The sequence below is a fragment of the Staphylococcus casei genome, assembly GCF_030294405.1.
In the GTDB taxonomy this organism is placed as follows: domain Bacteria; phylum Bacillota; class Bacilli; order Staphylococcales; family Staphylococcaceae; genus Staphylococcus; species Staphylococcus succinus.
The window spans coordinates 2,274,877-2,299,149 of sequence record NZ_CP125718.1 but is presented as its reverse complement, the minus strand read 5'-3'; the positions used below and the strand labels follow the sequence as shown (position 1 = coordinate 2,299,149).

25 protein-coding genes are annotated in these 24,273 nt (G+C 32.2%); 17 read left to right on the top strand and 8 right to left on the bottom strand.

Annotated features, from left to right (window positions below; genetic code table 11):
* The first annotated feature begins 19 nt into the window (after positions 1-19).
* Positions 20-265 carry a hypothetical protein gene (locus QMO72_RS11205; protein WP_103267681.1) on the top strand — a complete coding sequence of 82 codons (246 nt, stop codon included), beginning with the start codon at positions 20-22 and terminating at the stop codon, positions 263-265.
* A gap of 289 nt (positions 266-554) precedes the next feature.
* Here QMO72_RS11205 and QMO72_RS11200 read toward each other — a convergent pair whose 3' ends face one another.
* Positions 555-782: a DUF2922 domain-containing protein gene (locus tag QMO72_RS11200; protein WP_069823494.1), complete on the bottom strand. Its 228-nt coding sequence runs from the start codon at positions 780-782 to the stop codon at positions 555-557.
* 22 nt (positions 783-804) lie between these two features.
* Positions 805-1,011, bottom strand: coding sequence for a sigS mRNA-stabilizing protein SroA (gene sroA, locus QMO72_RS11195; protein ID WP_103267680.1), 207 nt, complete (start codon positions 1,009-1,011; stop codon positions 805-807).
* Between the two features lie 146 nt (positions 1,012-1,157).
* Here sroA and QMO72_RS11190 point away from each other — a divergent pair, with 146 nt between their 5' ends.
* The 9 genes from QMO72_RS11190 to QMO72_RS11150 all read left to right on the top strand — a co-directional run bounded on the left by QMO72_RS11190 (position 1,158) and on the right by QMO72_RS11150 (position 10,064).
* Positions 1,158-1,709 (top strand): tyrosine-type recombinase/integrase, encoded by a 552-nt coding sequence (locus tag QMO72_RS11190; RefSeq protein WP_103267679.1) that lies wholly within the window; start codon positions 1,158-1,160, stop codon positions 1,707-1,709.
* A gap of 22 nt (positions 1,710-1,731) precedes the next feature.
* Positions 1,732-4,128 (top strand): DUF4040 family protein, encoded by a 2,397-nt coding sequence (locus tag QMO72_RS11185; protein WP_103267678.1) that lies wholly within the window; start codon positions 1,732-1,734, stop codon positions 4,126-4,128.
* Positions 4,115-4,540: a Na+/H+ antiporter Mnh2 subunit B gene (gene mnhB2, locus QMO72_RS11180; RefSeq protein ID WP_046837082.1), complete on the top strand. Its 426-nt coding sequence runs from the start codon at positions 4,115-4,117 to the stop codon at positions 4,538-4,540. Before QMO72_RS11185 ends, mnhB2 begins: the two co-directional genes overlap by 14 nt.
* Entirely contained in the window at positions 4,537-4,887 is a 351-nt protein-coding gene (gene mnhC2, locus QMO72_RS11175; protein ID WP_069823498.1) for a Na+/H+ antiporter Mnh2 subunit C, read from the top strand. The genes mnhB2 and mnhC2 overlap by 4 nt, the downstream gene beginning before the upstream one ends.
* Positions 4,877-6,379, top strand: coding sequence for a Na+/H+ antiporter Mnh2 subunit D (gene mnhD2, locus QMO72_RS11170; protein ID WP_199196652.1), 1,503 nt, complete (start codon positions 4,877-4,879; stop codon positions 6,377-6,379). The genes mnhC2 and mnhD2 overlap by 11 nt, the downstream gene beginning before the upstream one ends.
* Positions 6,379-6,861 carry a Na+/H+ antiporter Mnh2 subunit E gene (mnhE2, locus tag QMO72_RS11165; RefSeq protein ID WP_069823499.1) on the top strand — a complete coding sequence of 161 codons (483 nt, stop codon included), beginning with the start codon at positions 6,379-6,381 and terminating at the stop codon, positions 6,859-6,861. Before mnhD2 ends, mnhE2 begins: the two co-directional genes overlap by 1 nt.
* A complete protein-coding gene (mnhF2, locus tag QMO72_RS11160; RefSeq protein ID WP_046837085.1) occupies positions 6,858-7,160 on the top strand; it encodes a Na+/H+ antiporter Mnh2 subunit F in 303 nt (100 codons plus the stop codon). The genes mnhE2 and mnhF2 overlap by 4 nt, the downstream gene beginning before the upstream one ends.
* The gene (locus QMO72_RS11155) at positions 7,135-7,581 is read left to right on the top strand and encodes a Na+/H+ antiporter subunit G (RefSeq protein WP_046837086.1); all 447 of its coding nucleotides are present in this window, start codon (positions 7,135-7,137) and stop codon (positions 7,579-7,581) included. The genes mnhF2 and QMO72_RS11155 overlap by 26 nt, the downstream gene beginning before the upstream one ends.
* A gap of 431 nt (positions 7,582-8,012) precedes the next feature.
* Positions 8,013-10,064, top strand: a complete 2,052-nt coding sequence (locus QMO72_RS11150; protein ID WP_103266349.1) for a cation:proton antiporter — start codon at positions 8,013-8,015, stop codon at positions 10,062-10,064.
* A 302-nt stretch (positions 10,065-10,366) separates the two neighbouring features.
* Here the strand turns inward: QMO72_RS11150 and mntC are convergent, their stop codons facing one another.
* From mntC to QMO72_RS11135, 3 genes are read right to left on the bottom strand one after another with little or no spacing between them, the layout of a single operon-like run.
* A complete protein-coding gene (mntC, locus tag QMO72_RS11145; protein ID WP_103266350.1) occupies positions 10,367-11,290 on the bottom strand; it encodes a manganese ABC transporter substrate-binding lipoprotein MntC in 924 nt (307 codons plus the stop codon).
* Positions 11,287-12,120 carry a metal ABC transporter permease gene (locus tag QMO72_RS11140; RefSeq protein WP_046837089.1) on the bottom strand — a complete coding sequence of 278 codons (834 nt, stop codon included), beginning with the start codon at positions 12,118-12,120 and terminating at the stop codon, positions 11,287-11,289. The genes mntC and QMO72_RS11140 overlap by 4 nt, the downstream gene beginning before the upstream one ends.
* A 26-nt stretch (positions 12,121-12,146) precedes the next feature.
* Positions 12,147-12,869: a metal ABC transporter ATP-binding protein gene (locus QMO72_RS11135; RefSeq protein ID WP_103266351.1), complete on the bottom strand. Its 723-nt coding sequence runs from the start codon at positions 12,867-12,869 to the stop codon at positions 12,147-12,149.
* 120 nt (positions 12,870-12,989) lie between these two features.
* Here QMO72_RS11135 and QMO72_RS11130 point away from each other — a divergent pair, with 120 nt between their 5' ends.
* The gene (locus QMO72_RS11130) at positions 12,990-13,634 is read left to right on the top strand and encodes a metal-dependent transcriptional regulator (RefSeq protein WP_073504939.1); all 645 of its coding nucleotides are present in this window, start codon (positions 12,990-12,992) and stop codon (positions 13,632-13,634) included.
* A 125-nt stretch (positions 13,635-13,759) separates the two neighbouring features.
* Here the strand turns inward: QMO72_RS11130 and QMO72_RS11125 are convergent, their stop codons facing one another.
* On the bottom strand, positions 13,760-14,512 hold the full coding sequence (locus QMO72_RS11125) for a M50 family metallopeptidase (protein ID WP_103266352.1): 753 nt from the start codon (positions 14,510-14,512) through the stop codon (positions 13,760-13,762).
* A 240-nt stretch (positions 14,513-14,752) separates the two neighbouring features.
* Here QMO72_RS11125 and tarA point away from each other — a divergent pair, with 240 nt between their 5' ends.
* Complete coding sequence (gene tarA, locus QMO72_RS11120; protein WP_103266353.1) at positions 14,753-15,499, top strand: N-acetylglucosaminyldiphosphoundecaprenol N-acetyl-beta-D-mannosaminyltransferase TarA; 747 nt, start codon at positions 14,753-14,755, stop codon at positions 15,497-15,499.
* An 84-nt stretch (positions 15,500-15,583) separates the two neighbouring features.
* On the opposite strand, the gene tagH is transcribed toward tarA, so the two are convergent.
* Positions 15,584-16,378 (bottom strand): teichoic acids export ABC transporter ATP-binding subunit TagH, encoded by a 795-nt coding sequence (gene tagH, locus QMO72_RS11115; protein WP_103266354.1) that lies wholly within the window; start codon positions 16,376-16,378, stop codon positions 15,584-15,586.
* 397 nt (positions 16,379-16,775) lie between these two features.
* Here tagH and QMO72_RS11110 point away from each other — a divergent pair, with 397 nt between their 5' ends.
* From QMO72_RS11110 to tagD, 4 genes are all read left to right on the top strand, one after another.
* Positions 16,776-17,576, top strand: a complete 801-nt coding sequence (locus QMO72_RS11110; protein WP_046837095.1) for an ABC transporter permease — start codon at positions 16,776-16,778, stop codon at positions 17,574-17,576.
* 169 nt (positions 17,577-17,745) lie between these two features.
* Entirely contained in the window at positions 17,746-18,837 is a 1,092-nt protein-coding gene (gene tarB / locus QMO72_RS11105; protein ID WP_103267692.1) for a teichoic acid glycerol-phosphate primase TarB, read from the top strand.
* Positions 18,834-19,892: a glycosyltransferase family 2 protein gene (locus tag QMO72_RS11100; RefSeq protein ID WP_103267691.1), complete on the top strand. Its 1,059-nt coding sequence runs from the start codon at positions 18,834-18,836 to the stop codon at positions 19,890-19,892. The genes tarB and QMO72_RS11100 overlap by 4 nt, the downstream gene beginning before the upstream one ends.
* A 92-nt stretch (positions 19,893-19,984) precedes the next feature.
* Positions 19,985-20,383 (top strand): glycerol-3-phosphate cytidylyltransferase, encoded by a 399-nt coding sequence (tagD, locus tag QMO72_RS11095; RefSeq protein ID WP_069823508.1) that lies wholly within the window; start codon positions 19,985-19,987, stop codon positions 20,381-20,383.
* A gap of 326 nt (positions 20,384-20,709) precedes the next feature.
* On the opposite strand, the gene pbp4 is transcribed toward tagD, so the two are convergent.
* Positions 20,710-22,005, bottom strand: coding sequence for a penicillin-binding protein PBP4 (gene pbp4, locus QMO72_RS11090; protein ID WP_103267690.1), 1,296 nt, complete (start codon positions 22,003-22,005; stop codon positions 20,710-20,712).
* A 239-nt stretch (positions 22,006-22,244) separates the two neighbouring features.
* On the opposite strand from pbp4, the gene QMO72_RS11085 reads away from it, so the two are divergent.
* Positions 22,245-23,963: an ABC transporter ATP-binding protein gene (locus QMO72_RS11085; RefSeq protein WP_103267689.1), complete on the top strand. Its 1,719-nt coding sequence runs from the start codon at positions 22,245-22,247 to the stop codon at positions 23,961-23,963.
* The last annotated feature ends 310 nt before the right edge of the window (positions 23,964-24,273 follow it).

The following is a 24,273-nucleotide window of genomic DNA, read 5'->3' as shown; positions in this document are numbered from 1 at the left end:
AAGTGAGTGACTGAATATATTGAAGCAACTTTCCATAATTCGTCTTTTAGATGAGGAAACTTTTTTTGTAGGAGCAGGTAATGACGAAGGTATACAAAATAATCAATTTATTGAAATATTAAATCCAAGAAGATCTTATAAAAATTTGGCGCAGATTATCGAAGTTTATGACCAATACGCATTATGTAAAAAATTAGGTAAAAAGAAGATATTTTTTGGTGATAGAGTCAGATTGAGACCGCTGAAAATTAGTGATATTGAATGATTAAATAGAGTAATAAAATAATTTATATATTATATCAAGGATATTAAAATAGTGTATTTTAAGCCACAGAATACAAAAACCAAACGCAAATGACGTTTGGTTTTTTATTATTATCGAGATAAATATAATGAGTAACAAAAATTTGGCGTGAATATCCAGGAATTAATGCAGTTGAATATTGAGGGTTAAACATGTGCTTCAATAAATTATGTCATTTTGAAAAACTGTCGACAAAGTCGCGCGTCTTTGCCAACAGTTTCTACATATATCATATAAGCAATAGTGACATTTATTTTGTAAGTGTTTCGAAGATGACTTTGGTTGATTTATCTATAATTTGGGCTGAATGCACCTTTGTAGGAATACCGGCTTTAGGTCTGAAGATATCTAGTGCGATTAATTTGTTCATACCTTCTTTTACAGCAGTATCATTGAGAAAATGCTCAATTTTGGGCAATTGAATTTTTATAGACTTGTTTACGGCATCGTTGAAAATAAGTTCGAGTGTTTGTGCCATTGCAATGCGTCCTCCTTAATATTTAATTAATCGTTTCGGTTTTGATAACTTCTAGTGTTTCAAAACGTTCCCCTGTGATTTGTTCGATAATAGATTTAAAGCTCTTTAATTGCTCAGGCGTTGCTTCTGTATTTAGATTAGCAAAGTGGCGTTTGAAAAGGGATGCTTTTCCATCTTTATCGTACAATACACGTGACAATGTAACAGCAAGTTGATTGATTTGATTCATATTGTAACCTCCTTTCATTATATATATCGAAATAAAAAGGCAAAATGGTCAAAAAAGTTTAAAAAAATATTCTTAAACACTTTCATGTTACTTAAATATCATATATCATTAAATAAGAAACATTTAAGATGGTCAGAGGTGAATGTATGAATCAAGTGGATCCAATTAGGGATATTAAAGAAATAAAGGCGATGTATGAAGTGTTAAGCCGTAAGTCTAAAAGAGATTATTTATTGTTTAAGTTTGCTATACATACGGGGGTTAAGTTATCGGAGTTATTAAACCTATGTGTAGTAGATGTTAAAGGAGAACATGATGATATAAAGATGTATTGGTTAGAAGACCATGCGCCGAGTATTTATATAAAATTACCTGAAACATTACGACATGAATTATCACAATTTATTGCACAAGCACAATTGAAGGATGATGAATTATTGTTTCAATCGAATCGTACATTAAAAGGGCTTTCTAGACAACAAGCATACCGTATTATTCATGCTGCGGCAGATGAATTAGGTATGCTACATATTGGTCTAACAACATTAAGGAAGACGTTTGCATACCATGCTTATCAGTCCGGCATTTCAATTTCAATTATTCAAAAATACCTTGGGCATCAGACGACATTCGAAACGATGAAATTTATTGGCATTTCGACAAAAGCGAGTAAAACAACCATCGCTTTGAGTTTATAATTAAATAAAAAGGAGGAATAGGATGAGCTTAGTATATCTGCTTAGTGCTTTGTTACTCATAATGATTTTACTATTATTTACGTTAACAAATCACAAGTTACAACAATATGTCGGGCAATTTGTATTGATAGCACCAATTATTTCATCAATATACTTTTTGTGGCAAATACCACGAGTTATGCAAGGACATTTCGTAACGGTTCAAATCCCATGGCTTACGCTATTAGATATTAATATTGATTTTAGAGTTGATGGTTTAAGCTTATTTTTTAGTTTATTAATATCATTGATCGGTTTAGCAGTTTTTTATTATGCGACACAATATTTATCTAAAGAACATGATAACTTACCACGTTTTTATATCTACTTATTATTATTTATGTTCAGTATGATAGGTGTTGTAACTTCTAATAACACAATACTTATGTATGTATTTTGGGAATTAACGAGTGTATCTTCATTCTTACTTATCGCGTATTGGTACAATAAGGGAGAAAGTCAATTTGGTGCTATACAATCATTTATGATTACAGTATTTGGTGGTCTTGCCTTATTAGCTGGATTTATAATGATTTATATAGTGACCGGAACCAATTCAATTTCTGAAATTATAGGACAAAGTGATAAAATAGCACAAAGTAATTTATTTATTCCTATTATTATCATGATCTTATTAGGAGCATTTACAAAATCTGCACAATTTCCATTTCATATTTGGCTTCCTAAGGCCATGGCAGCACCGACACCGGTAAGTGCATACTTACATTCAGCTACAATGGTTAAAGCAGGTATTTTTTTACTATTTAGATTTACGCCAGTGTTGGGGTTGAGTGATTTCTACATTTACTGTGTTACATTTGTTGGTCTAATAACAATGATATTTGGTGCAATTAACGCTACTCGCCAGTTCGATTTGAAGGGAATATTAGCCTACTCTACAATTAGCCAACTAGGAATGATTGTATCAATGGTAGGTCTTGGTGGAGGATTTGCACAACACCCCTCTGGTGAAGCTTCTAAGGTCTATGGATTAATACTATTTGCAGCATTATTTCACCTTATGAATCATGCGCTCTATAAAGGTGCATTATTTATGGGGGTCGGAATCATAGATCATGAAACAGGTACACGAGATATTCGAAGATTATCAGGGTTAAGAAAGGTATTTCCTATAACACATATAGTCATGTTACTTTCTGCATTATCTATGGCGGGTATACCTTTTCTAAATGGATTCTTAAGTAAAGAAATGTTTTTTGAAAGTTTAGTTAGTACAAATGAATTACCACAGTTCAATATGATACTTACTATAATTATCACAGTGATTGGGGTAGTGGCGAGCATATTTACGTTAATCTATGCTGTTTATATGATTAAAGAAGTTTTCTGGGGGGATCCTCAACAAGCAGATCTACCTTTAAAATCGCCACACGAACCATTCTTATTCACACTACCTTCTGCAATTATGATGATTTTGTTGCCGGTGATTTTTTTCATCCCCAATCTATTTGGAGAATCGATCATTCTACCGGCATTACGAAGTATCACAATTGGAGAAAATGTAGATGGATTAGCGCCACATATTTCACAATGGCATGGTTTCAATTTACCCTTAATGTTAAGTGCTATCGTAATTATAGTTGGTTTTATAGCAGCACTTAAAATAGATTGGAAACAATATGCCAATCATATTAAAGTGAAATCAATTACGGAAATTTACTTAGGTTCATATAAACATTTCGAACATTATTCAGGATATAGTATTCGTGCATTGATGAATAACCGTTTAAATCATTACATCACGTTAACACTATTGATTTTTATAATGATTGTAACTTACGGCATTATTGAAGCAGGATTTCCAGAAGTGCATCAAATTCATGTAAGTGAGTTTGGACCACTGGAAGTCATTACCCTCATCGTTGTATTCGTTCTAGGAATAGCTTTAACATTTATTCGTCAACGTTTAACGATGGTTATACTAAATGGTATTATCGGTTATTGTGTAACCATTTTCTTCATATTAATGAAAGCACCTGATTTAGCATTGACACAACTGGTTGTAGAAACAATTACTACCATATTATTTATCGTCAGTTTTTCAAGGTTGCCAAACGTGCCGCGTACAAAAGTACATAAGAAACGTGAAGCAGTGAAGATTGTTGTTTCACTGATGATGGCAGTTATCGTCGTGACGCTTGTATTTATTGCACAACAAAGTGATTCAATGCCTACGATATCAACGTTTTATCATGATGCATATAAATTAGCAGGTGGTAAAAATATAGTGAATGCGATACTTGGAGATTTCCGTGCTTTAGATACATTGTTTGAAGGACTGGTACTTATTATTGCTGGTTTAGGTATTTATACATTACTTAACTTTAAAGATAGGAGGGGTCAAGATGAAAGAGAATGATGTAGTATTACGAACGGTAACCAAAATTGTTGTATTTATATTATTAACTTTTGGGTTTTACTTGTTTTTAGCAGGACATAATAATCCTGGAGGAGGCTTTATTGGTGGTCTCGTATTTAGTTCAGCCTTCCTATTGATGTTCTTGGCCTTCGATGTTAAGCAAGTGTTAGTATCTTTACCACTAGATTTTAGAATATTAATGATTACAGGATCTTTAGTATCATTTGCTACAGCAGTTATACCTATGTTTTTTGGTAAACCGTTCCTTTACCAAACAGATGCACATGTACAATTACCAATTTTAGGGGAAGTACATCTAACGACGGTTACGCTATTTGAAGCGGGAATCGTATTAGCTGTTGTAGGTGTAGTTGTAACAGTAATGCTGTCCATTAGTGGTGGTCGCTCATGAATTTAATCTTATTATTAGTCATTGGCTTCTTAATATTTATTGGAACGTATATGATATTATCGGTCAATTTAATCCGTATTGTAATAGGTATTTCGATATTTACCCATGCAGGTAACTTAATTATTATGAGTATGGGACACTATGGTAAAAATATGTCTGAACCATTAATTGGAGAGGGGAACGAACATTTTGTTGATCCCTTATTACAAGCTATTGTACTAACGGCAATAGTCATTGGGTTTGCTATGACTGCCTTTTTATTAGTTCTTGTATATAGGACATACCGTGTTACAAAAGAAGACGAAATTGATGTGTTGAGAGGTGATGATGACAATGATGATGAGTAATTTGTTGATTTTGCCATTACTTCTACCTGCAGTGTGCGCTTTAGCGCTAGTCTTCATACGTACACAAAGTAGATTATCTAGAATTTTTTCAATTGGTACCATGGCAGTGAGTACGATAATTTCATTATTATTACTTGTTTATGTGATGTACAATAAGCCTATTGCTTTAGACTTTGGAGGATGGAAGGCGCCGTTTGGCATTCAGTTTGTAGGAGATTCGTTAAGTTTGTTAATGGTAACGACTTCGAGTTTTGTTGTAACGTTAATCATGGCGTATGGTTTTGGGAGAGCAGAAAAAAGGGCGATCCGTTACTACTTACCAAGTTTTATTTTATTCTTAACAGTTGGTGTCATTGGTTCATTTTTAACAGCAGATTTATTTAACGTATATGTAATGTTTGAAGTGATGTTATTAGCGTCTTTTGTATTAATTACATTAGGACAATCAGTAGAACAGTTACGTGCAGCTATCATATATGTTGTTTTAAATATATTAGGATCGTGGCTTTTACTTTTAGGTATTGGACTATTGTATAAATTAACAGGTACATTAAACTTTGCATTAGTAGCCCAAAGAATAGGTGAAATGGATAATCAAAGTTCGATTGTTATTGTATCTATGGTCTTCCTTATCGCATTTGGTGCGAAGGCAGCTTTAGTACTCTTTATGTGGCTTCCTAAAGCTTATGCAGTACTTAATACTGAGCTAGCGGCACTATTCGCTTCATTAATGACTAAAGTGGGGGCTTATGCCTTGATTCGTTTCTTTACATTAATATTTGATGAACATGATGGTATAACACATCCACTGCTCGTATTTTTATCTTGTATTACAATGTTAATTGGTGCATTTGGTGTACTTGCTTATAAAGATATTAAAAAAATTGCTGCATACCAAGTCATTCTATCAATTGGTTTTATTATATTGGGGCTAGGTTCAAATACTTATGCAGGCGTAAATGGGGCAATATTTTATTTAGCTAACGATATGGTCGTTAAGACGCTATTGTTCTTTCTTATAGGAAGTTTAGTTTATGTTACTGGATACAGACAATATAGACATTTACATGGTTTAGCCAAACAAGAGCCGTTTTTTGGTGTAGCTTTTGTGATTATGATATTAGCTATTGGCGGCGTGCCACCATTTAGTGGTTTTCCAGGAAAAGTATTTATATTTAAAGGTGCGATTGAAAATGGTAATTATATAGGGCTAGCGTTAATGATTATTACCAGTCTCATTGCGATGTTCAGTTTATTCCGTGTATTTTTCGTGATGTATTTAGGCAATGAAAAAAAAGGCGAAGAAAAAATATTTAAAGCTATTCCTGTCTATCGTAAGAGTCTCATAGCTATTTTAGTAGGCACAGTATTAGCAATGGGTATTATAGCACCACTTATATTTAAAGTTACGGATAATGCTACACACTTAAATATGGATGATGGACGCTATGAAAAAGCGGTTAATCCTCATTTGAAGAAGGAGGCTAAATAATGAGACAAGTCTTACTTAATATTGTCATTGCTTTTTTGTGGGTTTTATTTCAAGATGAAGACTCTTTTAAAGCATCTACCTTCTTCGCTGGCTATCTTATTGGATTGTTAGTTATTTATATATTACATCGCTTTTTTGGGCAACAATTTTATTTGAAAAAAGTTTGGGTAGCAATTAAGTTTTTAGCGGTCTACCTGTACCAATTAATTACATCTAGTATTACTACAATTAACTATATATTATTTAAAACAAAGGATTTAAATCCAGGTTTAGTAACATATGAAACAAAGTTAGATAGTGACTGGGAAGTTTCATTTTTAACAATATTAATTATAATTACTCCAGGGTCCACAGTTATAAGAATATCGAAGAAGAAGCAAAAGTTCTTCATACATGCTATTGATGTTTCAGATAAAGAAAAACAAAAATTGCTAAAAAGTATTAGACAATACGAAGGACTCATATTGGAGGTGACAGAATGATAGAATCTCTTATTGATTTTTTCATTACAAGTGCCTTAATCATATTTGGAATAGCATTATTATTAACGTTGTTCAGGTTAATTAAAGGCCCCACAACTGCAGATAGAGTCGTAGCATTTGATACAGCAAGTGCAATTCTTATGTCAATTGTAGGTGTGTTAAGTATTGTATACGGGACATTTTCATTCCTAGATTCAATTTTACTTATTGCTATCATTTCATTTGTTAGTTCCGTGTCAATTTCCAGATATATAGAAGGGGGACACGTGTTCAATGCAAATAACAAGCGAAATCGTTAATTTATTAGCTGCATTTATGATGTTTTTAGGAAGTATTATAGCGCTAATCAGTGCGATTGGATTGATTAAGTTCCAAGATGTGTTTCTACGAAGTCATGCATCGACAAAAAGTTCTACGCTTTCGGTTTTGTTAACGTTAGTAGGCGTTATTATTTATTTTATTTCTTCACAGGGCTATTTGAGTGTAAGATTAATTTTAGCGTTAGTGTTCATTAATTTAACAGCACCAGTTGGAGGGCATTTGATCTCACGTGCTGCTTATCGTACAGGCGCTTATATGTATCGCAAAAGTGATGCACCGAGACAAACCAATATTCTATTAAGTTCCACTGAGAATAATACATTCGATCAATTGAAAAAACGTGCACAAGATAGGGAAAAACGTAGACGTGAAACATATGAAAAAGAGCAGGATTATTAACACATAGACTATAAATGATTGGAAATCACAATCCTCTCACCAAGGTTGACACTCAAAAGTGCGCACTTTGTTGAGGGGATATTTTTTAGGCGAGAATAAATGTGTAATTTCACACCATAAAGAAAGTTGCATTTTTATTATTAAATAGTAAAGGTATAACGAGTTGAATGTAATGGTTTAACTTTAATAATTTTAAAAAATACCACTTGAGAAGTGCAATACATTTAAGAAGTGGGTAAAAAAATGATAAAATAATATATATTTGTAATTGTGTTAATTTTTAAATTATTAGTCGAACAGTAAACCCTAAAGCTGTTTGTAAATAATCTATAAGGGTTTGGGACACATTATGTTCATTAGAAGACAGTTTAATTTATGTTTCAACCTCAACAATTATGAAACAAATAATTTAGTTGAAAAGAGGTGAAACCTTGCAAATATTTGAAACGATTCTTGTTTTTTTAGCGTTAGTCATCGCTAGCTCCTTTGTGCATACTTTCCTTCCTAAAGTACCATTAGCTTTCATTCAAATCATTTTAGGTGTGTTGTTATATGTAACGCCGGTCCCTGTCGAATTTAATTTCGATTCTGAATTGTTTATGGTGGCATTAATTGCGCCATTGCTATTTGTGGAAGGAGTTAAAGTTTCGCGTGTGCATTTAAGGCGTTATATTAAGCCGGTATTAATGATGGCGTTAGGATTAGTGGTCACCACTGTAATTGTAGTTGGATTATTTGTTCATTGGATATGGCCAGATTTACCTATGGCTGCTGCTTTTGCACTTGCTGCAATTCTATGTCCTACTGATGCCGTAGCTGTTCAAGCAATCACTAATGGGAAAGTTTTACCAAAAGGCTCTATGACAATTTTAGAGGGTGAATCACTTCTGAATGATGCGGCGGGTATCATATCTTTTAAAATTGCTGTAGCTGCACTAGTAACAGGAGCATTTTCAATGGCAAACGCTGTTGAACAATTTCTTGTTTCGTCGATTGGTGGGTTTATAGTTGGTATCTTAATCGGTGTTGCGTTAGTAAGGTTTAGGGTAACTTTATCTCGACGTGGCATAGAAAATATAAATATGTTTACATTTATTCAACTCGTCACACCTTTCATCACATATATAGTGGCGGAAATGTTCCATGCATCAGGTATTATTGCCGCTGTAGTTGCCGGTTTAGTGCATGGGTTTGAACGTGATCGTATCGCGCAAGCACGTACCAGACTACAGATGAGTTATAATCATACTTGGAATATTTTGGGATACGCTTTAAATGGCTTTGTCTTTACAATTTTAGGCTTTTTAGTGCCTGAAGTAGTGGGGAGAATTATCGAAAATGAACCACACAATTTAATATTCTTAATTGTCGTTACATTTTTAATTGCATTAGCAATTTATTTATTTAGATTCTTATGGGTTTTTGTATTATATCCATATTTTTATTTACCAGTCAGTCCGTTCCAAAAAATGATTTCTCATAATGAAGATGAAGATAAAGCAACAGAATCACCACCGAGAAGAGGGATGTATGCTTTTATTATGTCATTATGTGGTGTGCATGGAACGATTTCGTTAGCTATAGCACTGACTTTACCCTATATGCTAGCAAATCATCACTCGTTTATTTTTAGAGACGATTTACTTTTTATAGCATCAGGTATGGTGATTATCAGTTTGATTGTTGCACAATTTTTATTACCTTTAGTCACACCTACTGCTAAAAAGCCTAAGATACAAGGCATGAATTTCAAACAAGCCCGTGTTTACATTTTGGAAAAAGTAATTGATAGTTTAAATCAAGCTTCTACGGTAGAATCTAGTTTTCAGTATGGGAATGTGATTAAAGATTATCATGATAAATTAGCATTCTTAAGAACAGTTGAGAATGAAGATGAAAACACGAAAGAATTGCAACGATTGCAAAAATTAGCTTTCGATGTAGAGAATAATACTTTAAATAGCTTGGTTGAGAATGGAGATATTACTACGAACGTATTAGATAACTATATGCGTTATTCAGAACGTACTCAAGTATATAAACAAGCATCTTTGCTACAGCGTATTAAAGTTGAAATTCGAGCCATGTTGTTAAAGAGAAGAATTAAACATAAAGTTAAAACGAACGCTGCTTCTTCTTTATCTGTTGTAGATAACTTGCAAGAAATTTCAAATGTAATGCGTACGGTACATTATCGTGTAGTAAGCCGTCTTGCAAAAGAGACTACAGAAGATAATAAACTAGAAATAGGTATGATTTGTGATAGTTATCTGTTACGAACAGATAATTTAACGCCATCCAATTTCTTTAATCCTAAAAATGAAAATTCAATAACAAAAATCAAATTAACTGCGCTTAAAGAACAACGACGTGTGTTAAATGAACTTATTGAAGATGAACAAGTAAGTGAAGTGACAGCTTTGAAAATACGTGAAGCTATAAATTATGATGAAATGGTTATTGTTGATAGTTTAACGGATTAAAATTTGAAATAAACATAAAAAACAGTTTTCCTATATTGGAAAGCTGCTTTTTTATGTTAAGCATTGTATGATCAATAATTTAAGAAAATAGTGCCTTTTTACGTCATATATATGTGTCACTGAATTTCATTTGATGAAATTCCTGACTCTAAAAAACTCCATCAACGGGGGGAGGAACCAACCGTTGATGGAGTATGGGAGATGATTATAAGGCTTGAATACCACCATGCCGTACGTTTTAAGGAGGGTAACGTACGACATGGGGCTATTCACCTACGAGTGAGGTTAATAGCCTAAAACTTTTATTTCATACTGCCGTGAATCGTTTCGATATTTTCTTTCATCATATCGTAGTATGAATCTCCTTTAGATCCTTTTTTACCAATAGAATCAGTGAATACTTCACCATAGATATCTTTCTTAGTTTCTTCGCTTAAACTTTGCATGCTCTTATGGTCTACACTTGTTTCGACAAGTAAATGTTTTAAGTTGTTATCTTTAACGAATTCAATGGCTTGTTTCATCTGTTCAGGTGTACCTTGTTTTTCAGTGTTGATTTCCCAAATATAGCCTGGTTTAATGTCATACTGTTTAGAGAAATATTTAAAGGCACCTTCACTTGTTATCATGGCACGTTGATTTTTCGGAATGTCATTAAATTTTTCGTGACTTTCTTTATTAAGCGTTTCTAATTTAGCAATGTAATCTTTACTGTGACCTTGAATATCATCCGCATGTTTCTCGTCATGCTTTAGTAATGTATCTCTAATTTTTTCAACATATTTTATACCATTTTCTAAGCTTAACCATGCGTGAGGGTCTTGTTTAGACGCATCACCTTCAGCATCATTTAAATATAATGGTTTAACATTTTCAGATACTTTTACTACAGAGCTATCATCAGGTGATTTATCTGCTTGAGACAATGCTTTATTAAACCAACCGTTACCTGTTTCTAAATTTAAACCATTGTAAAATACAATGTCAGCATCAGTTAAAGCTTTAATGTCCTTAGGTTTCACCTCGTATTCATGAGGATCTTGTCCAATTGGAACAATGCTGTGAATTTCAATGTTATCTCCAGCTGTATGTTTGACCATATCGTATAATATAGAATTGGTTGTAACTACTTTTAGTTTTTCATTAGAGGATGTATCGCTTTTATCATTACTACACGCACCTAAAAAAAGTAATAAAATAAGAGCGAGTGATATTAATTTTTTCATGAAACCTGTCCCTTCTTATTGAAAAGTTGTAATTTATTGCATATAAAAATAATAATGTAAATAAAGAATGCACATAATACAATTGTAGCGCCACTAGGTATGTTATATACATAGCTGAAATAGAGACCAACAATAGCGCTAATAGTACTTATAACACTTGAAATAATCATCATGGTATGTAATTTTTTGGCAATTAAAAATGCAGCTGAAGCGGGTGTGATTAATAAGGCAACAACTAAAATAATACCTACAGTTTGAATGCTAGCAACTGTTACAAGAGACAATAAGAGCATTACAAAATAATGTATTAATGTAGTGTTTAAACCGCTCATTCTACTAAATATTGGATCAAATGTTGATACCATCAATGGTCTGTAAAAGACGATGATTAATAACATGACGATGATACCTACAACAATTGTTGACCAAAACGTAGAATGTGTAACTGCTAGTAAGTTACCAAATAAAATATGATATAAATCTGTAGAGCTATTAATAAGGCTAATTAAAATAACTCCCGTTGCTAAAAAAGCAGTGAAACTTATACCTATGGCAGCATCGGGTTTAGTTTTACTACTTTTGGTAATAAACCCTATAAAAATACTAGCAATCATGCCCGTGACTAATGCGCCAATAAACATTGGTATGCCGAATAGGAATGATAAGGCAACACCTGGTAAAACAGCATGGCTCATAGCATCTCCCATGAGAGAGAGGCCTCTAAGTACGATGAGACAACCAACTGTACCGCATACGATTCCCACGACGATTGAAATAATAAGCGCATTGCTTAAAAATTGATAATCAAATAAATGGTTAAAAAACTCCATGTTAAGTTACGTCCTTTCTAATGCATTTAAGCCATGTTATTTTGAATCGGAGCATTTAAAAACGTATGATTCAAATGTTCTGGTTTCATGGCGGTAACACTATCTCCAAAATAGCGAATGGATTTATTTAATAGGATGACACGATCAAAATAAGTTTCAGCTTTCGATAAATCGTGATGAACGATTAATAGTAACTTTCCTTCTCTTTTTAGTTGTCTTAATTGTGACATAATGATTTCTTCACTATGGAAGTCAATGCCAACAAAAGGTTCATCCAATAAATATAATGTACTCTCGGTCATTAATGCTCGAGCGACAAGTACACGTTGCAATTGGCCGCCACTTAATTCAGATATTTGACGGTGTCTTAAATCTTCTAATTCCAAAGTTTTCATCAATTGATTTAATTTGGTTTTAGTTTCTGCATTTACCCATTTAAACCACCCAATATCTTTGTATGCTCCTGATATAACGACATGTTCCACATCAATTGGAAAATCCAAATCGATATGTGCTTTTTGTGGAATGTAGGTAATAGACTTCAAGACATTTTCGACAGGGGTTCTATTTAAATGTGCTGTTCCAGTCGATTTAAATTCACCTATAATTGATTTGAGCAGTGATGATTTACCAGCACCATTTGGCCCCATAATTCCAATGATTTCACCTTGAATAGGGATGTCCAGATTAATATGTTGTAAGACCAATTTATTACCTAAAGTGAGATTTAAATCTTTAATTTCTAACATATTAGCCCTCCTTAATTTAATTTTTAGGTTAACCTAATTTAATTAATCATATACTATGAACTTTTAGCGTGTCAAGTCAATTCATGGTATAATAAGGACAATGAGTTGAGAGGTGAGATAATGCTAACTGAAGAAAAAGAAGACTATTTGAAGGCGATTTTAACGCATGATGGTGACCGTTCTTTCGTTTCAAATAAGACACTATCCCAATATTTAAACATTAAGCCACCATCCGTCAGTGAAATGGTAAATCGTTTAGAGAAGTCGGGATATGTAGAAACAAAACCGTATAAAGGCGTACAACTTTCTAAGGAAGGTTTAACATATACATTAGATATTATTAAGCGACATCGTTTACTAGAACTATTTTTAATAAAGATTCTGCAATATAATTGGGAAGAAGTGCATCAAGAAGCAGAAGTTTTAGAACATAAGGTTTCGCATTTGTTTGTAGAGCGCTTGGATAAGTTATTAGATTATCCAACGACATGCCCACACGGAGGTGTTATTCCTCGTAATAATGATTATAAAGAGATTTATACAACGAATTTATTATCATATGAAGCAGGGGACAAAGTAACGGTTAAACGTGTGAGAGATCGAACAGAATTGTTAGTTTATCTTACGAGCAAAGACATTCTAATTGGAGAAGAAATTACGCTTATTAATAAAGATGATACGAATAAAGTGATTATTGTACAAAAAGAAGAAAACATCACTATTTTAAGTTATGATAACGCAGCACATATATATGTAGAAAAATAGAAATGCTCTTTTGGAAAGCGTGGAGCTGTAGTTGACTTTTTATAAATGGAAATAAAAGCATAGAAGATTATAGTAATACAAGAAAAAGCATGGTATTTATGTAAGAGACATAAATACCATGCTTTTTAGCTAGGAAAAAAATAGGAAAGCAATAGTTGATAGACGGTAAATAAATTGATAGCAATCCAAAGTATACTATATAAGAACGTAGGGATATGTGTTAATTCTTTTAAAGTACTGCCATCCCATGATATAGATTGTTGTGAAAAAGTAAGTCTAAAAATAGTCCAAGACGATTGTAGGACTTCGCCTAATAACACTGCTAATATGAAATGATAAGTGATTGTTAAGATATAGGACATCATGAAGTGGCTATCATTTTGAAATAATAAGTAAAGCAATATAATAAGTAAAATAACCATAATAATCGGAACTAACTTTCGTGAAGTTAATATTAAAAAATAAACAAAGATCAATAAGTAGGACGCTATAAATAAGCTAGGGTATTGCGTATCTATAGCTAAAAAACCTAGTAGTAACATGAGTGGTGGCATGACATAACCACCAAAAGTTGTAATAGTTTGGCCAAGACGATGTTTTGATTGTGTAATAGCATATCCTTGTTGAGATGTTTCCATCCGTTCGGTAGGAGAAGCTACAATGACCAAATCTTTTGCCTTTCCTCCACTAATTTTATTGAAGAGTATATGTCCGAATTCGTGTGTGAGCACTGGTATATAATTTAAATAAATATCTAAAATACGATTTATAGGTTTGTTGCGGTAGTTATGAATAATTATGTATAGTAATGCTACAAACATCACCCAGTAAAGATTGAGTTGGATAGCAAAACTGAAAAATTCATGTAGTTTTGTCATAGTATAACCTCGATTTAAATTTTCAAAAGCATGTATACATTAGCTTTATATTTTTTGCATATAGTTTAGTATAAAGTATTGTTGATGAGAAAGCATTTAGACTTTGGATGTATATTTTATGTGCGAGACCTTGAACAATTACATTTTTATATGTGTTAAGCGGGTCATGTGTTAAAATTACAATAATTAAAATAAAGATTAATCAATTATAAGGTATATTGAGTTAGGAGCATATGCATAATGACAGAAAGCAACAAGCTGAACAAGGTTGATATTTTATCAGTATATTTTGATAATGTCACTTTAATTGATATGCAAGAAAATATTAAGCAATTTTTCTTATCAGAAGCAAAAGATAATTTATTTATCGTTACTGCTAATCCTGAAATCGTAGATTATGCAACTGAGCATAATGAATATCGTAATTTAATTAATCGTGCTGATTATGTTATTCCTGATGGGACAGGCGTTGTTAAAGCCTCTAAATTATTGAGAACACCACTTAAAGAACGTGTTCCTGGTATTGAAATGATGGAAAGCTGCTTGGACATCGCTAACGATAAACATCAAAATGTATTTTTATTAGGTGCAAAAAATAATATTGTCATACAAGCGAAACAAAGATTAGAACAAAAATATCCTAATATTAATTTTAATTACCATCATGGCTTTTTTGATTTCTCAGATGAAAGGGTATTGGAACAAGTGATATCTTTTAATCCAGATTATATATTTGTTGGTATGGGGTATCCTAGACAAGAACAATGGATTGAACGTCATATGGAGTGTTTTAATCAAACTGTTTTGATGGGCGTTGGAGGCGCTCTGGAAGTGTTTAGCGGAACTAAAAAAAGAGCACCGATGCTATTCAGACGTTTAAATATAGAATGGATTTATCGAGTAATTATAGATTGGAAAAGGTTAGGTAGATTAAAATCTATTCCTAAATTTGTTTTTAAAGTTATTAAAGTAGCGATAAAAAAATAAAAACCAAAAGCGTGAATTACAAGTTAATATTAACTGTAATTCACGCTTTTAATCAATCTGATAAGTTATATGGATAATGTACTTTTATTTAACCACAAATCTTGAGTTGTCTAACTCGCTTCTAAATTTCTTTTGTTCAGCTTTTGAACGTTTTTTGAAGTCATTTAAGAATTTTTCATACTCTGGCAACACTTCTTCTAAGTCCCCATATTGTTTGAGTTTTCCGCCTTCAATCCAAGCGATTTTAGTACAGAATTCACGAACTTGTTTCATATTGTGGCTTACAAAGAAAATTGTTTTTCCTTGGGCTTTATATTCGAAAATTTTGTCTAAACATTTTTGAGCAAACGTTTGATCACCAACAGATAGGGCTTCGTCAATAACTAAGATGTCAGGGTTTGTAGTAATGTTAATTGAGAAACCTAATTTTGCGCGCATACCACTAGAATATTTTTTAACCGGTTGGTAAATAAATTCACCTAATTCACTGAATTCAATAACTTGTGGTGTTAATTCTTTAATTTCTTTTCTTGAGAATCCCATACAGAGCATTTTAAATTCAATGTTTTCGACGCCAGTTAATTGACCATTTAGGCCGGCATTGATAGCGATAACGCTAACGTCACCATCACGCTGAATATTGCCTTCAGTAGGTGATAAAGACCCACCAATCATATTGCTCAAAGTAGATTTCCCAGAACCATTGATGCCTACAAGGCCGATGACATCGCCTTCATAAGCTTTTATAGATAGGTCATTTAAAGCGTAAAATGTTTTGTTCTTATGAAAAGGCACAATAGCATCCTTTAAACGCTCTTTATTATTACGATAAATACGATACTCTTTAGTTACATGTTCAATGTTAACCGATACATTCATAATTTAACCTTCCTTATTTACAGTTACTTTAAGTATATTATATATTATATTAGTTGTTAAATTTATTAACCTATTGTAAAGTAAGTGAGTACAATTTAACGATTTCAACTCTTATACAGTTGTTAAATTTTACTGAATTTAGAATGTAAAATCAACTATAAAGATAAAATAAATGGAAATATAAAAAATAAAACAACTTTTATTTTGTTTTCACTAGCTTTTGCTTTCATCTTTAGTATACAGATTAATATATTCATAGCATATCTAATAGTGGAAATTTACGAAAGTAAAGAATTGTTGTTATGATAGGGAGCAAGTCGTATATTAAACTTGAATGCTTTATTGTCATGAGAAAATAGTGATAAAGTCAAATCGATTGAAAGTGTGGTTTAGTTAAATGAATGCAGTTTGGGTAGTTTTGAAGGAGCATTTAAAAAATTTCTATCTTATTCAAAGGTTAGCACAGTTCCAATTAAAAATTTCTAATACGAATAACTATTTGGGAATGGCGTGGGAATTAATTAACCCAGCATTACAGATAATGGTTTATTGGTTTGTATTTGGTTTAGGAATTAGAAATAATGGTCCAGTAGACGGCGTTCCATTTATTTATTGGTTACTTGTAGGTATTAGTATGTGGTTCTTTGTAAACCAAGGTGTTTTAGAAGGTACCAAAGCGATAGCGACGAAATATAATCAAGTGGCTAAGATGAACTTTCCATTGTCCATTATACCTTCATATATCGTTATGAGTAGGTTCTACGGGCACATTGCATTATTGGCAGTGGTCATTTTATTGTGTATGTTATCAGGTTTTTATCCAACGATATATACTTTGCAGTTATTGCTTTATGTGCCATTCGCTTTAATTCTCACAACAACCATAGCTTTGTTTACATCTACTTTAGGTGTATTAGTTAAAGATACACAACAGGCGATTCAGGCTTTAATGAGAATGGTGTTTTTCGCATCATCTATTTTAATTGTACCACCAGAAGGTATTGTTAAAGATGTAATGCAATTAAATCCAATATACTATTTGGCAGAGGCTTACCGCTCTGCAGTGTTACATAAAGAATGGTATTTTATTACACATTGGGAGTTAACATGCTATAACTTGTGTATTATACTGCTATTATTTATGGTAGGTTCTTTCTTACACATGAGATACAGAGATCATTTTGCAGACTTTATGTAAGGCGCATAATCAGATTCTTGGTTAGGTAGATAAATGAAACTTTAAATGACTAAATAGATATCCTTTAATGACTTGCATAGAGTCGTTAAAGGATTTTTCTATAATTTTAACTATAAGATAGATATAATATAAGAAATGGAATTCATAATTCAAGTTGGCGGTGGAAATGTTGAGGCAAATAATTAAAAAACTTTATATGACTATTATTAGTTTTTTAAATTTAATTTATAGTGGAAAAAAAGTGCAAGACCATCATATTGCGGTAATCATGACGTTTGCAGAAGATGTGTTACCAATTATAGAAGCATTAAATAAAAAAGATTATCAAATTACTGTTATCAGTAAAGAAGAAAATAGAAGATATATTCAACCATTTGAAAATGCGACATTTATACCTGCAGGAAACAAACAAGTTTTCAAACATATAAAGGCGTTAAGTGTAGCTAAAATAATAATTATAGATACTTATTATTTAATGTTAGGTGGTTTTAAAAAGAAAACAAATCAGACCGTTATACAAACTTGGCATGCTGCAGGTGCATTAAAAAATTTCGGGCTGACAGATCACCAAGTTGATTTATCCAATAAGCATATGGTTAATCAGTATAGAAAAGTGTATCAAGCTACGGATAAATATTTAGTTGGGGGAGATGCCATGGCCACTTGCTTTAAAAATGCTTTTGAAGCAACAGATGATCAATTCTTAAAAACAGGTTTGCCGAGACTTGTGCCCTATAGCACTATAGATATTGTAAAAAGGCAACAAGAATTAAAAATTCAATATGGCATAGAGGGCAAGGTTGCGATATATGTCCCTACGTATCGAGAACATCAACAATCTAATCGCGATATTGATAAGGAGAAATTCGAATCAGAATTACCGCATTATACTTTGTTGAATAAACTACATCCATCTATCGCAAGCGACAATCAAACAGAAATAGATTTACAATCTTTAATGATTATGGCAGATATCATTATTAGCGATTATAGTTCATTAGCGATAGAAGCGAGTCTGTTAAATAAACCTACATTATTTTACGTTTATGATGAACAACGGTATGAGAAAGAACGTGGTTTAAATGAATTTTATAATAACATTCCAAGCCAATATAAAGTTTATGACGAAGTTCAATTAGTAGGAAAATTAAAAGAAGATTCAGTACCTTTCATGCCATTGTTTGAGTCATGGCATGAATACAATGGTAAAGATAGTTTGGAACAAGTCGTTAATTATATAGAGAAAATGGTGAAAGTATGAAAATATCAATAATAATTCCTGTATATAATGCAGCACATACGTTGCGTAGAGCTATTGCTTCAGTAGATACCAAACATCAATACGAAATTATATGTATTAATGATGGCTCTACTGATGAGAGCGCAATGGTTCTAGAACAGTTGCAAAAAGAATATAAAAATATTGTCTGTATAAATCAAGAAAATCATGGGGCAGCAGCAAGTAGAAATAAAGGGCTGTCATATATGACCGGTGATGTATTTATGTTCTTAGATGCAGATGATGAATTTTTACCAAGTCGTATTGATTTTATGGCAGATTATTATCAACAGGATGAGCATGTGGACATCGTTATTGGCCAAATAGCTAGAGAGAATAATGGTGAATGGCAGACCATCGCAACACACCATGCTATACAAAAGCAAGAAAAAGTAAGTTTAGCGCAATGTCCAGAAATCATGCAGTCCATCGGTCCGGGTGGTAAAATGTTTAGTAATCGATATGTTGATATACGATTTGATGAAGATATTGTGTTTTGTGAAGAACATTATTTTATGATTCAAGCATATAAAAAAGCAAGAGATATACAGCTTTTACCAAATATTGTTTACGGTTATAATGAAGTTGAAGGCTCTGTAACTGATCAACGGGCAGAGCAATTTGAAACTTATATAAGAGATGCAATAAATGTAAGAAGACGTGTTATGGAGACTTTATTGTTACCTGAAGAACGAATATACTATAGTTATCGTATGGATGAATTAATTGTCAGTTATTTGTTACAAGCACATTTGATGAAACACAAGGCAATGACACAGCAATTATTACAAACGATAATCACATATATTAAAACGATGCAATCAACGGATTATTCTGGTGAGGCACTGTTTAGAATTGTGAGTGTCCTTGAACGTGGAGGTAGCAACTGGACTAAATCGCTTTACACTCAATGGAGAGAAGCACTATTGAGCGTAGGTATAGGCAGACCTAACTATTATCGTTTTAAAGTGGAAATATTACCGAGACATGCAAAATTCAGAGGAAAAATGAAGTTGAAGCGGTATTTGAAACGATGAATTTTTGCAGAATTCGTAAACTTTGTATCAATATGCTATAATTTTTAAAAATGTAAAATTAAAATAAATTTTTTGTTAAGGAGTAAATAAAAATGAAACGTGTTATCACTTATGGAACGTACGATTTATTACATTACGGTCATATTGAATTATTAAGAAGAGCCAGAGAAATGGGCGATTATTTAATCGTTGCACTTTCTACAGATGAATTTAACCGTGTTAAAAATAAGAAATCTTATTATAATTATGAACAACGAAAAATGATGTTAGAATCTATTCGTTATGTTGATCTTGTTATTCCAGAAAGCGGATGGGGTCAAAAAGAAATAGATGTTGAACGTTTTGAAATAGATAAATTTGTTATGGGCCATGATTGGGAAGGTGAGTTTGACTTCTTAAAAGATAAATGCGAAGTTACTTATTTAAATCGTACAGAAGGTATTTCTACAACTAAAATTAAAAAAGAACTTTATGGCGATTCAGAAAAATAAAGATTATTCTTTTTGAATAGTAAAATGAGTAGCTTTAAAAGTAAAATATGATATTCGAAATCACAGTATATCGTGCGTCTAGTTTTTATCACATGGATTGTATAATGTGTTCTTACATTAGAAAATAATATGGGTGAGACATTACAGCATCGAATTTATACTTAAACAAGTAAGTATGTTCAAAATTGTGAAAGTTCAATCATAAAAAAGTACACCTCCATTTTAATGGGGGTGTACTTTTTTATGATTGAAGATGGTTATATATTAGCCTGTTTGACTTGTTATTAGATATAGCTCATTTTAATGATGAACTAGAGTGATGACTTCTATTTACTTTTTCTTTTTCTTTTTTTAACGGTATCGATGATTAAAAAAATTACAATGGCGAGTGCTGCAATGATAAACAATGTTCCTATTAATGTTAATAATGGATGTTCATCCCATGAAGATTTTACAATTGTTGTCGCTTTGTGTACAAGCGGCTTATTAACATCTACAGATGGAGGGCCATATTTACTAGAAATAAAGTCACGGTCGTATTCAATATGTACTTTACCATCCTCTACAACAAATTTGTAATCTTTTTTGGTGAAACCGCGTGGGATGACATCATAAAAGTCTTTCTCTACAAAATACGTATGACCATTAATCTTATGTTCCCCTTTAGCTAATATCTTTTGATATTTGTACTGATCAAAGGACATATTCATTAATGCGTTTCCCATCATATTACGTTGTTTTTCTCCACCGAGATTATCATAATTGCCTGCTCCCATAATGGTTTGAACAATCCTAAATCCATCACGCTTAGTAGTAATTGTATGATTATAGTCTGCTTGATCGCTTGAGCCAGTCTTCAAACCGTCAGTCCCTTTTAGACTCATGTCTGCACCTTCAAGTGAATGGTTGAAGGTGTAGTAGGTTACACCATGTTGAGTTGGAGCAAGTTGCTTGGTAAAATATAAAATTTTAGGTGTATCTTTAATCGTGCGTTGTGCTAAAATATCGAAATCTTTTGCTGTAGATGTTGTACTGTCCTCAGCTTTGTATTTCTTTGGTGCAAAATCTTTCAATTGATTATTTTCAGCACCGGTAGGATTAACGAAGTGTGTATCTTTCATACCTATAGATTTAGCTTTCTCATTCATCTTATCAGTAAAGTCAGAAGTATTCCCAGATACTTCATTTGCTAAAATTAAAGCAGCAGCGTTACTAGAAGCTGAAACAGTGATTTGTAGCAATTCTTTAATAGTATAAGTTTCCCCAGGATATAATTTTGTATTGCTTAATTCTGGTAGGGTAGACATTCGATAATGGTCATCTGTAATAGTAACCTTATCGTTTAAGGATAAATCTCCTTTTTTAATAGCTTCAAGTGTTAGGTACATCGTCATCAGCTTGGTCATTGATGCGGGATACCATTCTTTATTCATATTATATTGATAAAGAACTTGTCCCGATTGTGCAATGTTAACTGCGCCCTCAGGCTGATAGTTGTCAGATACATTATAACCATATTGATTTGCTGCTTGAGTAGGCGTTACTGTTTCGGCATCTGCAAAAGGTGTTATAATTGTACTGGCAAAGAGTGCAGTTATAATTGTCAGAACTAACTTTTTCATAATTACATTCCTTCTTACATATTCAATTTTTGTATAATAGATTTATTTTAGCATATTGAAGTGCTATTTAAAAATTTTATTTCTAGCTTATGATGTATAATGTTGTGTAAAATATGTTATATATAAGTAGTGAGAATATATAATAAATATTTAAGTGGAAAATTCAATTAATGTATCATTTAACTGCTTTTAAAACAGAGTAAAGATTTTTTGAAAATATTTTAGAAGAGGTATCAGACATGAATCAAAAAAATCCATTATTTTATTTGTTTAAAAGATTATCATGGCCAACAGGGCTTATAATTATTGCTGTGCTCATTTCATCTTTAGGAAGTATTACAGGACTAGTTGTACCATTTTTCACGGGTAAACTTGTAGATAAGTTTTCATTCGAAAATTTTAATTGGGGTTTTGTAGTTGCATTTATAGCAATATTTATATTGAATGCTTTATTGAGTGGACTAGGGTTATATTTATTAAGTAAGATTGGCGAAAAAATAATATATGCGATTCGTTCGATTTTATGGAAACATATTATCCATTTGAAAATGCCATTTTTCGATCAAAACGAAAGTGGACAATTAATGAGTCGTTTAACAGACGATACTAAAGTCATTAACGAATTTATTTCTCAAAAGTTACCAAATTTATTGCCTTCTATTTTAACAATTATAGGTTCGTTAATTATGTTATTTGTGATGGATTGGAAAATGACATTACTGACCTTCATTACTATTCCAATTTTTGTATTGATTATGATTCCATTAGGTAAAGTGATGCAAAATATATCTAAAAAAACACAGGCAGAAATTGCTAATTTTAGTGGCTTGCTTGGTCGTGTGTTGACAGAGATGCGTTTAGTGAAAATATCAAGTACAGAACATTTAGAGTTAGATAATGCACATAAAAACTTAAAAGAAATATATTTTTTAGGTTTAAAACAAGCAAAAATCACTGCAATTATTCAGCCGATTTCTGGTTTGATTATGCTATTAACTATTGCTATTATATTAGGCTTTGGCGCGATTAGAATATCGACGGGTGCTATTACGGCAGGTACATTAATTGCCATGATTTTCTATGTTATTCAATTGTCTACGCCATTAATCAATTTATCGACATTAGTTACTGATTATAAAAAGGCTGTAGGAGCTAGTAGTCGTATATATGAAATTATGGAAGAGCCAACAGAGCCATTATATTTAACGCAAGAAGATGTCATTAAAGATGGGGATTTAACCTTTAAAAATGTCGATTTTAAATACGGGGTTAAACCTATATTAAAAGATGTATCTTTTAATATTCCACACAGCAAGGTAACTGCGTTTGTAGGTCCGTCTGGATCAGGTAAGAGTACGATATTTAATATTATCGAACGAATGTATGATATTGAAAAAGGGGATATATCTTATGGTGGTAAATCAATATACGACATATCTTTAGTAGATTGGCGTGAAAAAATTGGCTATGTTATGCAATCTAACGCTTTAATGAATGGTACGATTAGAGATAATATTTTATATGGTATTAATCGTGAGGTAACAGATGAAGCATTAATCCATTATGCACGTTTAGCGAATTGTCATGAATTTATTGAACAGTTTGATGACGGCTATGATACCCTCGTCGGAGAGAGAGGATTGAAGCTGTCAGGTGGTCAGCGTCAACGTATAGATATCGCACGAAGCTTTGTTAAAAATCCAGATATTTTATTGCTCGACGAAGCAACGGCAAATTTAGATAGTGAAAGTGAACGTAAAATTCAAGACGCATTAGAAGAATTAATGGAAAATCGTACAACCGTAGTTATCGCTCACAGACTATCGACTATTAAAAAAGCAGAACAAATTATCTTTATAGATGGTGGAGAAGTCACTGGGAAAGGTACGCATCAAGAATTAATGGCATCACATGAAAAATATCAACAATTTGTAAATACTCAAAACCTAGCAGAATAAAAATGTTAATTACAAATAAACAGACTTTAAATGTATTCGTTTTCACGTCAAAACACGTATGTTAAATGATTTTTATAGGTTACTTTAGATTGTTAATCGAACTTTGAAATAGTTATTTTCACTAAAGTACATACATGCTATAATTATTGTGAATTATTCAAAGAAGCATTGGATGAGAAGCGTGGTCATTAATATTTGTAAATTATATTTATTTAAATAGATAGAAAGGTTAAGGTGCACATAGTAAGTATGATTTCAAAATGAGTGCAAGTTATTTTGGATTGACGATGTGTTCACCTTAACTTTTCTA